The sequence below is a fragment of the Dyella sp. ASV21 genome (assembly GCF_016428975.1).
Taxonomy (GTDB): Bacteria; Pseudomonadota; Gammaproteobacteria; order Xanthomonadales; family Rhodanobacteraceae; genus Dyella.
This window is the reverse complement of sequence record NZ_JAELTT010000053.1, coordinates 14,091-28,595: the sequence shown is the minus strand read 5'-3', so window position 1 is coordinate 28,595 and position 14,505 is coordinate 14,091. Positions and strand designations below refer to the sequence as shown.

The 14,505-nt window shown below is 64.8% G+C and carries 11 protein-coding genes; 6 read left to right on the top strand and 5 right to left on the bottom strand.

The genetic code is table 11. The features are described 5' to 3' along the window. From JHD67_RS15815 to aceE, 5 genes are all read left to right on the top strand, one after another. On the top strand, window positions 1–1,285 hold a 1,285-nt coding region (locus JHD67_RS15815), incomplete at its 5' end, for an aldehyde dehydrogenase (RefSeq protein WP_199100194.1). After that, entirely contained in the window at window positions 1,282–2,937 is a 1,656-nt protein-coding gene (locus JHD67_RS15810; RefSeq protein WP_199100193.1) for a thiamine pyrophosphate-binding protein, read from the top strand. The genes JHD67_RS15815 and JHD67_RS15810, both read left to right, overlap by 4 nt. 137 nt (window positions 2,938–3,074) lie before the next feature. After that, window positions 3,075–4,379 carry an MFS transporter gene (locus JHD67_RS15805; RefSeq protein ID WP_199100192.1) on the top strand — a complete coding sequence of 435 codons (1,305 nt, stop codon included), beginning with the start codon at window positions 3,075–3,077 and terminating at the stop codon, window positions 4,377–4,379. 50 nt (window positions 4,380–4,429) lie between these two features. Then, entirely contained in the window at window positions 4,430–5,356 is a 927-nt protein-coding gene (locus tag JHD67_RS15800) for a transporter (RefSeq protein ID WP_199100191.1), read from the top strand. 258 nt (window positions 5,357–5,614) lie between these two features. Then, entirely contained in the window at window positions 5,615–8,308 is a 2,694-nt protein-coding gene (aceE, locus tag JHD67_RS15795) for a pyruvate dehydrogenase (acetyl-transferring), homodimeric type (protein WP_199100190.1), read from the top strand. 133 nt (window positions 8,309–8,441) lie between these two features. On the opposite strand, the gene JHD67_RS15790 is transcribed toward aceE, so the two are convergent. The 5 genes from JHD67_RS15790 to JHD67_RS15770 form a co-directional block, all read right to left on the bottom strand. After that, window positions 8,442–8,777, bottom strand: a complete 336-nt coding sequence (locus JHD67_RS15790; protein ID WP_199100189.1) for a hypothetical protein — start codon at window positions 8,775–8,777, stop codon at window positions 8,442–8,444. Between the two features lie 76 nt (window positions 8,778–8,853). Then, a complete protein-coding gene (gene ubiM / locus JHD67_RS15785; protein WP_199100188.1) occupies window positions 8,854–10,059 on the bottom strand; it encodes a 5-demethoxyubiquinol-8 5-hydroxylase UbiM in 1,206 nt (401 codons plus the stop codon). A gap of 72 nt (window positions 10,060–10,131) precedes the next feature. Beyond that, complete coding sequence (locus JHD67_RS15780; protein WP_199100187.1) at window positions 10,132–10,722, bottom strand: hypothetical protein; 591 nt, start codon at window positions 10,720–10,722, stop codon at window positions 10,132–10,134. Between the two features lie 50 nt (window positions 10,723–10,772). After that, complete coding sequence (locus JHD67_RS15775) at window positions 10,773–12,017, bottom strand: MFS transporter (protein WP_199100186.1); 1,245 nt, start codon at window positions 12,015–12,017, stop codon at window positions 10,773–10,775. Between the two features lie 191 nt (window positions 12,018–12,208). Next, window positions 12,209–13,429: an acyltransferase family protein gene (locus JHD67_RS15770; RefSeq protein ID WP_199100185.1), complete on the bottom strand. Its 1,221-nt coding sequence runs from the start codon at window positions 13,427–13,429 to the stop codon at window positions 12,209–12,211. A 143-nt stretch (window positions 13,430–13,572) separates the two neighbouring features. Here JHD67_RS15770 and JHD67_RS15765 point away from each other — a divergent pair, with 143 nt between their 5' ends. Next, window positions 13,573–14,463, top strand: coding sequence for a LytTR family DNA-binding domain-containing protein (locus JHD67_RS15765; protein WP_199100184.1), 891 nt, complete (start codon window positions 13,573–13,575; stop codon window positions 14,461–14,463). Window positions 14,464–14,505: the final 42 nt, after the last annotated feature.

Here is a 14,505-nt window from a genome sequence, read left to right as displayed (position 1 = left end):
GCCCCATGAGCGAGCGGCGGTGCTGCATCGGGTCGCCGAACTCATTGCGGCACGTCGCGAAGACCTGGCGCGCCTGCAGACACGCGATAACGGCAAGCCGCTGGCGGAAACCCGCGCACTGGTGGATAGCGCGGCGGGCACCGCGCGCTACTTCGCGTCGGTGTGCGAAACCTTCGAGGGTGAAATGCCCACGCCGCGCAGCCGTGATTTCACCACTTTCAGCACGTACGAGCCGGTAGGGGTGGTAGCGGCCATCACGCCCTGGAATTCGCCCATCGCCAGCGAGATGCAGAAGATTGCTCCCGCGCTCGCGGGAGGCAACGCCGTACTGGTCAAGCCCGCCGACGCCACGCCGATGGCCGCTCTTGCGCTGGCCAAGCTGTTTGAAGAGGCGGGCTTGCCCGCAGGCTTGCTGAGTGTCCTGCCAGGCCGAGGCTCGGTGGTCGGCGAGGCCATGGTGCGGCATCCGCTGGTGCGTAAGATCTCTTTTACCGGCGGTACCAGCACGGGCCGCCGGCTTGCGGCGATTGCGGCCGATAAGTTGATTCCGGTGTCGTTGGAGCTGGGCGGCAAATCACCCACGATCGTGCTGGACGATGCGGATCTTGAACGCGCCGTGCAGGGCGTGGTCTACGGCATCTTCAGTTCCGCCGGCCAGGCCTGCATCGCGGGCTCCCGTTTGCTGGTGCACCGATCGCTCTACGACGCTTTCCTGAAGCGCCTCGATGAAGTGGTGGATCGCCTGCGCCTGGGGCATCCCGAGCACGATGGCGTGCACATGGGGCCGCTGGTGAGCATGGCGCACCGCGATAGTGTCGCGGCCTACGTGGCATCGGCGGTGGAAGAGGGCGGCCGGATTCGCCGCGGCGGCCGCGCACCGTCCGACCCTGCGCTGGCTGCCGGCAGCTATTTCCTGCCTACCGTCATCGAAGGCTTGTCGCCTGATGCGCGCGCCTGTCGCGAAGAAATCTTCGGGCCGGTGCTGGTGGCGATGCCGTTCGAGGATGAAACCGAACTGCTCGCGCAGGCCAACGATAGCGTTTACGGGCTGGCGGCGGGCATCTGGACGCGCGACTACCGTCGCGCCTGGCACCTCGCCTCGCGCCTGGAGGCCGGCACGATCTGGGTCAATACGTACAAGAAGTTCGCCATCTCCGCGCCGTTCGGCGGTTTCAAGGAGAGCGGTCTGGGGCGCGAGAAGGGTCGCCAGGGCGTGCTGGCGTACATGCAACAGAAAAGCATCTATCTCGGAATGGAACAGCAAGCGATGGAATGGAGCCGATGAGCACAGATACGAAGGTTGATAACAAGATCACGGTGGCCGACGCCATCGTCGAGTTGCTCGAGGCGTATGGCGTGGGTGCGGTGTACGGCGTCATCTCCATCCATAATCTTCCGGTAGCCGATGCGATCGGTCGGCGTGACTCGATTCGCTTCGTCCCGGCGCGCGGTGAAGCGGGTTCGGCAGCGATGGCCGATGCGCACGGCCGCTTCAGTGGACTGGGGGTGGTGCTCACCAGCACCGGCGCCGGTGCTGGCAATGCGGCCGGCGCACTGATGGAGGCACTCAACGCGGGCACCCCGCTGTTGCACATCACCGGTCAGGTGGAGCGGGACTATCTGGATCGCGATGCCGGCTTCATCCACGAGACGCGCGATCAGCCCAGCTTGCTGCGAGGGTGTTCCAAGGCGGTTTACCGCATCCTCCATCCGGAGCAGGCGGTTGCCATCACGCAGCGGGCGATTCAGGAAGCCATGCGCTTGCCAGCGGGTCCGGTGAGCATCGAGATTCCGGTGGATGTGCAGGCGGCGCTCATTGCGCGACCAAACATTTCCGCCCGGCGGACCACGAGTCTGGCGTTCGACGTGACGGCTGCCCATGCGCTGAGCGAGCGCCTCCGCGCCTCCCGTCGCCCCATGCTGTGGGTGGGTGGCGGTGCGATTGCGGCGGTCGATACGGTGCGTCGACTGGCCGATCTCGGCGTGACGGTACTGTCCAGCACGCATGGTCGCGGCATCCTCGCCGATAGCCACCCGCGCAGCCTGCGCGCTTTTCACAACGATGCGGGCGTTGCCGCGCTGCTCGAGCGCAGCGATCTGCTGATCGTGGCGGGTTCGCGCTTGCGCAGTAACGAGACGGCGACGTACTCGCTGCCGCTTACGCCTCATCGCGTCCAGATCGATATCGACCCGGCCGCCTGCAATCGCAACTACGCCATGGAGGCGTTTGTGCAGGGCGATTGCGCCCAGGTGCTGGGCTACCTTGCCGATCGGCTGGAGGCGGCCGGTCCGCTGCAGAGCGAGATCGGCGTGGATGATGTGGCGAAGCTGGTGGCTACGGCGGAAAGTGCGCTGCGCAAGCAACTTGGCCCGTACGCCACGCTTTCCGATGCGGTGCGTAGCGTGTTGCCCGAGGATGGCATCGTCGTACGCGATATCACTATGTCCGGCAGCACGTGGGGAAGCCGCCTGCTCGGCTTCGAGCACCCGCTGTGCAACATCCATTCGCTGGCGGGGGCGATTGGGTTGGGGTTGCCCAAGGCCATCGGTAGCGCGGTCGCCAATCCGAATCGCAAGGTGCTGGCCTTGCTGGGCGACGGTGGCTTGATGCTGGGTGTGGGTGAGTTGGCAACCGCCGTGCAAGAACAACTGGACGTGGTTTTCCTGGTGATGAACGACGGTGGCTATGGCGTCATGCGTGGCATTCAGCGCAAGTACTTTGGCGACCGTCAGTTCTACAACGAGCTGCATACGCCGAACTTCCACATGTTGGCCGAAGCGATGGGCATGCCCGCGTGGCGACTGGACAACGTGGAGGCCTGCGAAGAGATCCTGGGCCAAGCCGTGCAGCACGCCGGGCCGGCCTTGGTGGAGGTGGACATGGCAGCCCTGGGACCGCTGAACTTTGCCGGTCCACCGCAGAAGCGGCTGTATTGATTCGGCGCCAAGGAAGAGCATCGCGCTTCGCTCGCATCGTTTGTTCGCATCGAGGGTAAGCGGCAGCGCATTGGTCAGGGGTTGCAGCGGGGGCGTCGGGAAGGGGCGCTCCGGCCCCGCACAAGTGAGGAGGGCTCATGGGCAAGTATGCGCGCTGGTACGGCGTCACGACCTTATTTTTGATCGTCGCCATTTCTTATATCGATCGCATCAATATTGCGATCCTGCTTACCGATAACGATTTCCTCAGACACTTCGGTCTTGCCGAAGGCGACCGCAGCCGGCAGGGCTTGCTCAGCACGGCGTTCATGCTGGGCTACGCTGTTTCCAACTTTATGTTGACGCCGGTCTGCGCGATCTTGCTCGGCGTGCGTCGCAGCCTGTTGTGCGGGTTGTTGCTGTGGGGCGTGGTCACGGTGTTGTCACCGTTCATGGCGGGCTGGTCGATGCTGTTCGCCTCGCGCGTTCTGCTGGGTGTAGCCGAGGGTCCGCTGTACGGGCTGGCCTCGTCCTACATCAAGGCCTATTTCGACGGCCACGAAAACGGCAAGCCCAATTCGCTGGTGAACATGGGTACCGGTATTGGCCTGGCCTTGGGCTATCCGCTGGTAAGCGGCCTGGTGGCCGGCCTGCATTGGCAGGGCTCGTTCTACGTGCTCGGCCTTATCAATATCGTGGTTGGCCTACCGCTGGTGTGGGCGTTCGTGCGGATGCCGGCGCGGCCTGAGTACTCGCGGCGTGCCGGCTCGCTCGCGTCGACAATGCGGGGCGTGGGGCAAACCTTCAGCCATGCGCTACAGACGCGTTATGTGCTGCCGCTGACACTGCTCACCTCGGCCTGCCTTGCCTATATGTGGGGCAGCGCCAATTGGTTGCCGGTTTACCTGAAGACCGCGCGCGGTTTCTCGATGAGCGAAATGGGTTGGCTGGGTTCTCTGCCGCAGTACGCCATTGTGTTGGGCGTGTTGTGTGGCGGGATTCTGATCGATCGCATTCCACGCCATCACATTCCGCTGATCTTCGTGGCGGGCAGTGTCGCCACGGCGATATCGGTGTTGTCGGCTATCGGCGCCGAGGAGCGCTATGCCGCCGTGGTCTATCTGATCGCCGCCGGCTTCTTCTGGGGTGTGCAGACGCCTTCGATCCCCAGCATGTTGCAGTACTACGCGCGGCCCGAGCACGTCGCCAGTGCGATGGGGTTCACCAACGGTGCGGGCGCGCTCACGTCGGCATTCATGCCGTTGCTGATGGGCTGGGTGATCGGGCGCTCTCCCGCGTCGGCGGGCGCGACCAGTGAGGATTTCTCCACAGGTTTCGCATTGCTGGTGGGCACGCAAGTAGTGGTGCTGCTGTGCGGGCTGTGGTTGTGGCGCAGCGAGCGTCTGGCGCTGGGGCTGGCGAATGGGACGTCGCCTGAGCTGGCTTCGCGCGCTGCGTCATGACCGTCGTGACGATGGTGCGAGGGAAGGTATCTATCAAGGAGTGAACGAACGTGCGGCGACTCTTTCTATGGTTAACGTGGATCTGCTGCGCAGGCGGTACGGTTCACGCGACGACGGTGCCCTTGCCTGGCGTCAACCTGGGCGCGACCAGCTTCGAAGATGGCGGCGGCGGTGTCGGTTCGATGATGCAGTGGAGCGCCAGTCGCTTCCACGCCACCCGCAACTACGACGCCGATGGCCAGCGCCTGTCGACGCCTTACGACAAGACGTTGTGGGTGCATCGTCTGCACTACGCCTACACCACGCCTCACGTATGGCTGGGCGGCAACGTCGGTGTCGAAGCGGTGGTGCCGCTGGTGGATCTGGATCTACGGATCGGGGCCACCCATGGGCAGGCGCGGGGCGTGGGCAACCCCAGCGTCGGTGCTTATCTGCAGTGGCGGGACCGCGAGTTGTTCGGGTGGCCGTTTTCATCGCGGCTATCGTTGCCGGTGGTGCTGCCCTTGGGGCGTTATCGCGCCGATGCGCGCTTGAACACCGGCAGCGACTATTTCAGTTTCAGCCCCTATTACGCATGGACGCTCAGGCCGTCGCGGCGTTGGGAGGTGAGCGGGCGCTTCATGTATCTGTGGAATGGGATCAGCCACGATCCGGAAGCGCGCTATGCCGCCATGGCCGGCGAGCCGGTCAACAGCGTCCAGGCCGGGCAAGCCGCCCATTACAATCTCAGTGCTTCCTATGCCGTGACACCCGAATGGCGCGTGGGCGCGGGGGTCTACCAGTTTTGGCAGATTGGCGCGGACCGTATCAACGGGCGGAGCCAGCCGCACTCGGAGGAGCGTGTCTATGGCGCGGGGCCGGGGGTGCAATGGCGGCGCAAACAGCACCGTTTTGTCGGCAATATCTATGCGGAAGGCTGGGCCCGGAACCACTCCGCGGGCAACCACCTGGTACTGCGCTACCTGTTCGTCTACTGATGTGGCCGGCGGCCCGGCACCGGGCCGCCGATAGGCGTGGCCGGGCGGGGAAGGCGGCCGGCCTGCAGACTCGTCTGCATACCACTTCGGCGATTGTCGCCAAAATCAAACCCTTCCACCCCATTCGCCCCCGTATTGTTTCGATCCAATTGGCGAAAAACCGCACCGGAGCTACACTCAGAAGGTTCCCTGCCTCTCATTGCGAGGCGTTCACCTATTGCCGCGCCGACCCCCCGGCGCCGCGGAGAGAAGCTCCCCATGGATCAGCTCGACGACATCCTCCAACAGGACCTCGATCCCACCGAAACCCAGGAATGGGTCGAATCGCTTGATGCGGTCATCCATCACGATGGCACCGAGCGCGCACATTTCCTGCTGGAGAAGATGGTCGATTCGACGCGTCGCGCCGGTGGCTACCTACCGTTCAATCCGACCACCGAGTACGTCAACACCATCGCTCCGGCCAACGAAGCGAAGATGAGCGGCGACGCGGCGATGGAATGGCGCATCCGTACGCTGATCCGCTGGAACGCGATGGCGATGGTGGTGCGCGCCAACCGCAAGCCGGGCGAACTGGGCGGTCATATCGCCAGCTTCGCTTCGTCGGCCACGCTGTATGACGTGGGCTTCAACCATTTCTGGCGCGCTCCCAGCGCCGAGCATCCGGGCGACCTGGTGTTCCACCAGGGTCACTCCAGCCCGGGCATCTACGCTCGTTCGTTCCTGGAAGGTCGCATCAGCGAAGAGCAGCTTGACCTGTTCCGCATGGAAGTGGCCGGTCACGGTCGCGGCCTGTCCTCCTACCCGCACCCCTGGCTGATGCCGGACTACTGGCAGGTGCCGACGGTGTCGATGGGTCTGGGTCCGATCCAGGCGATTTACCAGGCACAGTTCTGGAAGTACCTCGAACACCGCGGCCTGATGCCCAAGACCGACCGCAAGATCTGGTGTTTCATGGGCGACGGCGAAACCGACGAGCCCGAGTCCCTCGGCGCCATCTCGCTGGCCGGCCGCGAAGGGCTGGATAACCTGGTGTTCGTGATCAACTGCAACCTGCAGCGCCTGGACGGTCCAGTGCGCGGCAACGGCAAGATCATCCAGGAACTGGAAGGTGTGTTCCGTGGCGCCGGCTGGAACGCCATCAAGGTGGTCTGGGGCAGCTACTGGGATCCGCTCCTGGCGCGCGACACCAAGGGCGTGCTGCGCAAGCTGATGATGGAAACCGTCGACGGCGAATACCAGGCCTGCAAGGCTTTCGGTGGCGCCTATACGCGCGAGCATTTCTTCAACAAGTATCCCGAAACCCGCGAGATGGTCGCCAATCTGTCGGACGACGACATCTGGCGCCTCAACCGTGGCGGTCATGATCCGCATAAGGTGTACGCCGCCTACCACCAGGCCGTGAACACCAAGGGTATGCCCACGGTGATCCTGGCCAAGACGGTGAAGGGCTACGGCATGGGCGCGGCCGGCGAGTCGCAGAACCCCACGCACCAGCAGAAGAAGCTGGACGCCGACGCCGTGCGCCACTTCCGCGACCGCTTCAACATCCCGGTGACGGACGACAAGCTGGCCGAGGTGCCGTACTTCCACCCGGGCAAGAACTCGCCGGAAGTGGAATACATGATGGAGCGTCGCCGCGCGCTGGGCGGCTTCCTGCCGCAGCGTCGTCGCCAGTCCGAAGTGAAGCTCAAGGCGCCGGAGCTGTCCGCGTTCGAGCAGATCACCAAGGGCTCGGGCGATCGCGAGATCTCCACCACCATGGCGCTGGTGCGCGGTATGAATCTGATGCTGCGCGACAAGCAGATCGGTGAGCGCATCGTGCCGATCGTGGCCGACGAAGCGCGTACGTTCGGTATGGAAGGCATGTTCCGCCAGATCGGCATCTACGCGCCGTTCGGCCAGAAGTACCGTCCGCAGGACGCCGACCAGCTGCTGTATTACCGCGAAGACCAGAAGGGCCAGGTGCTGCAGGAAGGCATCTCCGAGGCCGGCGGTATGGCCGCCTGGATGGCCGCGGCCACCAGCTACAGCATCAGCAACCAGCCGATGCTGCCGTTCTTCGTGTACTACTCGATGTTCGGCTTCCAGCGTATTGGCGACCTGGCCTGGGCGGCGGGCGACATGCGCGCGCGCGGCTTCCTGATCGGCGGCACGGCTGGCCGTACCACCATCAATGGTGAAGGCCTGCAGCACGAAGACGGCCATTCGCACCTGCTGGCCGGCTCGATTCCGAACGTGAAGTCGTACGACCCGACGTTCTCCTACGAGATCGCCGTGATCATGCAGGACGGTACCCGCCGCATGCTGCAGGAGCAGGAGGATGTGTACTACTACATCACCGTGATGAACGAGAACTACAGCCACCCGGATCTGCCGCAGGGCGCCGAGGAAGGCATCATCAAGGGTATGTACCTGTTCAAGGACGCCGGCAAGCCGAAGAAGGGCGAGCCGCGCGTGCAGCTGCTGGGCTCGGGCACCATCCTGCGCGAAGTCATCGCCGCCGCCGAGCTGCTGGAGAAGGATTTCGGCGTCACCGCCGATATCTGGTCCTGCCCGAGCTTCGTCGAGCTGCGTCGCGACGGTTTCGATGCCGAGCGTTGGAACCGTCTGCATCCGGAAGCCGAACAGCGCGTGCCGTATGTCACCGGCCTGCTGCAGGATCGCCAGGGTCCGGCCGTGGCCGCCACCGACTACGTGCGCGAGTACGCCGATCAGATCCGCGCCTTCATGCCCGATGGCATGCGCTACACCGTGCTGGGCACCGACGGCTACGGCCGCTCCGATACCCGTGCCCACCTGCGTGGTTTCTTCGAAGTGGATCGCTACTGGATCGCGCACGCCGCGCTGGCCGCACTGGCGAAGGACGGCAAGGTCAACGCCAAGGACGTGGCGCGCGCCATCAAGACCTACAAGCTCGATCCGGACAAGCCGAACCCGACCACGGTCTAAGCCTGTCCATGAAAACGCCGCGGTTACGCGGCGTTTTTTTTGTGCCCATCACCGCCGCCGCGATCATCGCGGTGGCAAAAGAAAAGCCCGCCGGATGGCGGGCTTTTGCGTGTGGCCGGCAGCGAGCCGCGAATCAATCGTCGTCGTTGCTGCGGAACAGGTGGCGCAGCAATAGAAACGCACCCACCGTGCCCGCGACAATGGCCGTGGTAGCCACCGGATGGCGCGACACGTGGCGGCGCAGTCGCCGGTACTGATAATTCGCTTCGTCGGCGAAATCCTCAGCGGCATGACCGATGCGGCGGGCGTAGCCATTACGGTTGCGGCCAAAGCGGCGTTGCGCATCGCGGCCGCGTTCCACCAGCTCATCCGCGCGGTCGGCGGCTTCATGCGCATAGTGGCGTACCCGGTCACTCACCCGTTCGCGGACGCCGTTGATGCTCTTTTCAATATCGTAGTGCCTGCTCATGGCGTCCTCCTTGCGATGTGTCATGCCACGTTGCCAGCGCTGGTGTGAGCGGTGTGTAAACAGCATCGCGCACCGTTCATGTAGGCGCCAGCGGGATGGGGCAATGCAGGCGGCGTTCAGCCGCCAACATGCGGGCCAGCCCCAGGCGAAAGGGCGGGGTGGCTTGGCTGGTGTGCAGCAACGCACGGCGGGCCACCCGTGCCGGCAGCCGATCGTCGGTATAGAGCCTCACGATGGCCAGCGTGGCCATATACAGCGGCCGTGTCGCCATGCGATGGGTGCGTTCGTAACGGCGCAGCAATTCATTCGAAGCGATGTCGCGGCCTTCGGCATGGGCGCGGCGAACTTCGCCGGCAAGCCGCTCCACGCCGTGCAGGCCGAGGTTGAAGCCATGGGCCGTGACTGGATGCATGCCAACGGCAGCATCGCCCAGCAGGGCAAACCGCGGTGCGATGAAGTGCTTCGCATACACGCCGACCAGTGGATAGGTGTGGCGCGTGCTGGCCAATTGCATCCTGCCGAAGCGATGCTCGAAACGGTGACCCAAGGCATCGTTGAATGCGGCATCGTCCAGTGCCATCACCTCTTTCATCGCCTCCGGCGGCAGCGTCAGCACCACAGAGGCCAGGCCACCCTGCAAGGGCAGCAAAGCCAGCGTGTGGCCATGACCAAACCATTCCAGCGCTTCGCCGTGATGGGGATGCTCCAGCGCCATGCGACAGACCAACATGCTCTTGCCGAAATCATGCATGTCGGCGGCGATGCCCACCTCGCGGCGCAACGGCGAGAAGCGGCTGTCGGCGGCCACCACCAGTTGCGTGCTGACGCTGGCGCCATTGGTGAGGTGCAATTGCGGTCGACCGTCCTCGTAGCGGATGCCGCGCACCGCGATGCCGCTGGCAACGGTGATGTGGGGCTCGTCTTCCACGCTGGCGAAGGCGGCGCGACGAATGCGGTGATTGGGTACCAGGTAGCCCAGTTCGGCAACTCCGTCGCCGCTCGCGCGTACGCTCAGTCCGCGCGTGGCGCGTCCATCGAGCACACGCGCTCCGCGTAACGGCGATATATCGGCCAGGCCGATGCGATGCCATACCCCCAGGGTCTGCAGCATCTGTACCGAGCGCCGCGTCAGGGCGATATCGCGACCGTCGAAGACGGGGTCGCGCAGCGCCTCCAGCGGTTGCTGCTCGATCAACAGGATACTCAGTCCGGTATCGGCCAGGGCCCGCGCCATACACAGGCCTGCAGGGCCGGCACCTACGATCACGATATCCACGTTCATCGACGGACCATCCATGCGGGCAGCGAGATGCCCGAATGCTAGCCAGTGGTCATGGACCGACGTTGACCGAGATCAAGGAGCGGACATGTCGTTCGTGCTCGTCACCAACCGGGCGATGCCGAACTCGGCGCGAACATCCGCACGGCACAGTCGCGCCATCAGCCAGCCGAACAACACGCAGAAGGCCAGGGCCATGAGCGTGCCAAACACACGCATCGCGGTAAGCATGCCTTGCATCGCGGTAGCCACCTCGGGCTGTGCGCCGGGCAGATTGACGAACATGTCGCTCATATGGCCGAGCATCCACCATTGCATCGCCAGGCCGCCCAGTTGATACACCACGCCGAAGCCGAGCAGGCCGATGAAGAGTTTGCGTGCCCAGTTCTTTCGGTGCAGCAGCCCGATGGCTGCGGCAAGCGTGGTGAGGCTTATCAGCAGGAAGGCGCGGAAGAACCACGGCATCAGCGTGGTCATCCAGGCAAAGGGCAGCGGCAGGTTCGGTGGCATCGGTGCCTGCGCCGCCTGCTGCTGCAGCATCGGCTCGAACACGGCCTGGATCATCACGTTCTGCAAGATACCGACGAGGCTGGTGAACCCGGCCAGTGCGATGAAAATCCAGGCGAGCACGGTGACGAAGCTCGAGCGGACCACGGGTGTATTCACAGCCACTTCCTTGGGGCGCAATGGTGCGCCCGACTATAGCGGCAAACCGATCAACCGGCCTGTGTCGCCGCTTCGCCTTGCAGCCGCTGACGGCGTCGCAGGCTGGGGAACAGCCGCATCCACAGCACGACCACGATCAGGGTGCCGATGCCGCCGATCAGCGTGGCGTTGACGGCGCCCACCCAGGCCGCCAGCAGGCCGGACTCGAACTCGCCCAGTTGGTTGGAGGTGTTGATGAAGATGGCGTTGACCGCGCTCACGCGGCCGCGCATATCGTCGGGCGTTTCCAATTGCACCAGCGCGCCACGGATCACCATGCTCACCATGTCGAACGCACCCAGCGCGAATAGCGCGACCAGCGACAGCCACAGGGTGGACGAAAGCGCGAACACCAGCGTGGCGATGCCAAAGCCGGCGACGGACGCAAACATGATCGGACCCACGCGTCGCTGCAGATGATGCCGCGCCAGCCACAGCGACATCAGCAGCGCGCCCACGGCGGGCGCGGCACGCAGCAGGCCCAGGCCCCAGGGCCCGGTCTTGAGGATGTCGCGGGCGAAGATCGGCAGCAGCGCTGTCGCACCCCCCAACAACACGGCAAACAGGTCTAGCGAGATCACCCCGAGCACATCGGGGCGGCGACGGATGAAGTGCACGCCAGCGAACAAGGTCTTCAGCGTGGCGGGTTCGCGCTTGGGTTGCGCCTGCTCGTAGCGCAGATGCGCCATCAGCAGCACTGCAATCAGGTACAGCACGGCACAGACCACGTACACGGTGCCGGGACCAGCCACATAAAGCAGGCCGCCCACCGCGGGGCCCATGATCATGGCGGCCTGTCCGGCGGAGGCGCTGGCGGCCATGGCGCGCGGCAGCACCGTGTTAGGCACCAGCGCGGGCAGCATCGATTGCAGCGCGGGAAACTCGAATGCCTTGGCGATACCGATGACGAACACCAGGCTCAGTATCAGCATCTCGTTGGCCACGTGCAGCAGGCTCAGTACCGCCAGCGCCGCGATCGCCAGCATGTCCACTGTTTGTCCCAGCAGCACGATGCGACGGCGCTCGAACTGGTCGGCCACATGGCCTGCGGGCAGGGCCAGCATGACCGACGGGATGAATTGCACCAGGCCGATCATGCCCAGGTCGAAGGCGCGTCCGGTCATGGCATAGACCTGCCAGCCCACTGCCACCGACAGCATCTGAAAGCCGAAGCCGGAGCAGATGCGGGCAAACCAGAATTGCACGAAGGCCGGATGCGAGCGCAGCGCATCCGTCGAAGCAGGCGAGGAAGACATGCAGGGGTCCTGGGCTTGGCCGGGCCATTATCGGTGTGGCGAGACCCGAGGCAAAGCGCCCGTCTTCACAGCGACCTCGCCTGGCGGGTGACTGGCGCTGGCCAACCGGGTCTGTCGCGCGATGGTCACCGTGAGGCACTGGAGATGGCTTATCGGGCAGCGGGAGCTGAGCGCTCCCGCTGCCCTGCGTGTCAGGCGTTCTGCGTGGATAGCTCGCGGGCCGGGGCAGCACGCTGGCGCGGTATCGCATCCAGCCCGAACAGGGGCCGCAACCAGCGTGTGCGGCGAATCACGAATTCGTGCAGCAGGGCGCAGCCCGCTACCGTGCCCAGCAATACCGATAGCGGCTCCAGCACCGGCCCGAGGTGGCGCGGCAACGCCCAGTAGGCCACGGCCAGCATCACGCTCTGGTGCAGGATGTACCACGGGTACACCGCCTCGCGGGCATACGGCAGCCAGCGGAACGGCCGATTGAGGTAGTGATGGCCGTAGCCCAACACCGCGGCGATGGCGGCCCAGGCATAGACAAAATGCAGCACGCGCATCAAGAAGCGCGCACTCGCATAGGCCGTCATTGGTAGCCAGCTCATGTCCACCCAGTTGCCGACCTGATCGATCACGTAATGCAGCGCGAAACTCGCGACGGCCAGCAGCAAGGCGTGGCGCCGCAGGCGCGCCAGCTCGCTCCACAGCCCCCGGTCGGTGCCCAGCACGTAGCCGTACAGGAATACCGTGAGGTAGCCGGCGTGCGCGTACCAGTCGTTGGAAAGCGCGTGGGTAATAGGGTAGCGGGCCGCCAGCCATACCGAGTAGCCAAGCAGGGGTAGCGCGGGCAACAGCAACAGGGCAGGGCCGCGCAAACGGCGACAGTGGGTGAGCAGGCGCTGTCCCGGGCCTGATTCCAGCGCCGGCAGCAGCAGAATCAACATCATCGTGTACACCCATACGTATGACAGGTACCACAGGTGGTTCCAGGTGAAGCCGTACTGCCAGCCGTCGAAGGCGCCCGCCGGCCACGGACCACCGGTCCAGTAGCGCAGCAGGAAATGACCGAAGCCCGGCGCCACCAGGCCATTGGATACGCCTTGCACATAGGGCTGGATCGGCACCACCACGGCGATGCCAAACAGCAGCGGTAGCTGCAGGCGCACCGTACGCTTCCAGGCCAGCCGCGGCAGGCTCAGGCGGCCGCGCAGGAAGTGCACCACCAGGCCCGAGATCAGGAATAGCAGGTCCATGCGCCAGAAGCCGGAGGCCAGCATGGGGTACTGCAGCCAGTTGGCGAGGTAGCTGCTCTTGAGATGAAAGGTCCAGTCGCTGGCTGGCCCCACGTAGAGCATGCCCAGGTGGTAGAGGATCAGCAGGCCAAAGGCCAGCACGCGCAAGGCGTCGATATCGTGGCGGCGGTTCACGGTGGCGCTCCAGGGGAAGATGCCACGCAGGGTGTGCGCGCCACGGCGGGTTGTCGTCCGCTAAGTGATTGATCGACGCGGCGCAGGGACGAAGTGGGGGCTATGGGGGACGAGCGGGGACGGCTTGCCCGTAGAATGGTGCGATGAGCGAACGGTCAGGATTCGACTACCCGACATTTCTGCGCTGGAAGCGCCCCTTCGAGGTGGGCTTCTGGCTGCTGTTCATCCTGCCCAATACGCTCTTCAACGGCATGGTGGCGTGGTTTGACGATGTCTACCGCGCGCCGCGAGCCAGCGACATCGAGCCGTGGGTATGGGAGATCAGCAGCAGCCTGGCCATCCTCGCCCTGGTGTACCCCGTGGTGCTGGCCACCCGGCGCTGGCCGATGCGCTTTGACACCTGGCGCCGCAACCTCAAGGTGCATCTGCTGCTGAGCGTGCCGTTCTGCCTGATTCACGTGGGCCTGATGGTGGCGCTGCGCAAGCTGGCCTATGGCCTGCGCGGCTATCACTACAACTTCGGCGACGACTGGCCGTTGCAGCTGGGCTACGAGTATCTCAAGGACATCCGCACCTACTTTGCCTTCGTCGGCATCATCGCCTTCTACGGGTTCGTGCTGCGTCGCCTCCAAGGTGAGGCCTCGCTACTGGCCGAGCCGGACGAAGGGCCGCCGGTGGAGCCGGTGGATCGGCCCGAGCGCTTTCTGGTGCGCAAGCTGGGCAAGGAGTTTCTGATCGCCGCGCGCGAGATCGAGTGGCTGCAGGCCTCCGGCAACTACGTGAACCTGCATGTGCGTGGGCGCGACTACCCCTTGCGCGCCACCATGGCCGGGATCGAGGAGCGACTGGACCCGCAACGCTTCGTGCGCGTCCATCGCAGCTATCTGGTGAACCTCGACTACCTTGCCGAGATCGAGCCGCTGGATACCGGCGATGCGCGCCTGACCCTGCGTGATGGCGCCAGCGTCCCCTGCAGTCGGCGCTACCGCGCGTTGCTGCGCGATCGCTTCGGCGAGGTGCCGGCCAACGCCTGATGCGCGGGCATGGCGCCGCTCTTGCGTCGCCGCGCCCCCTCG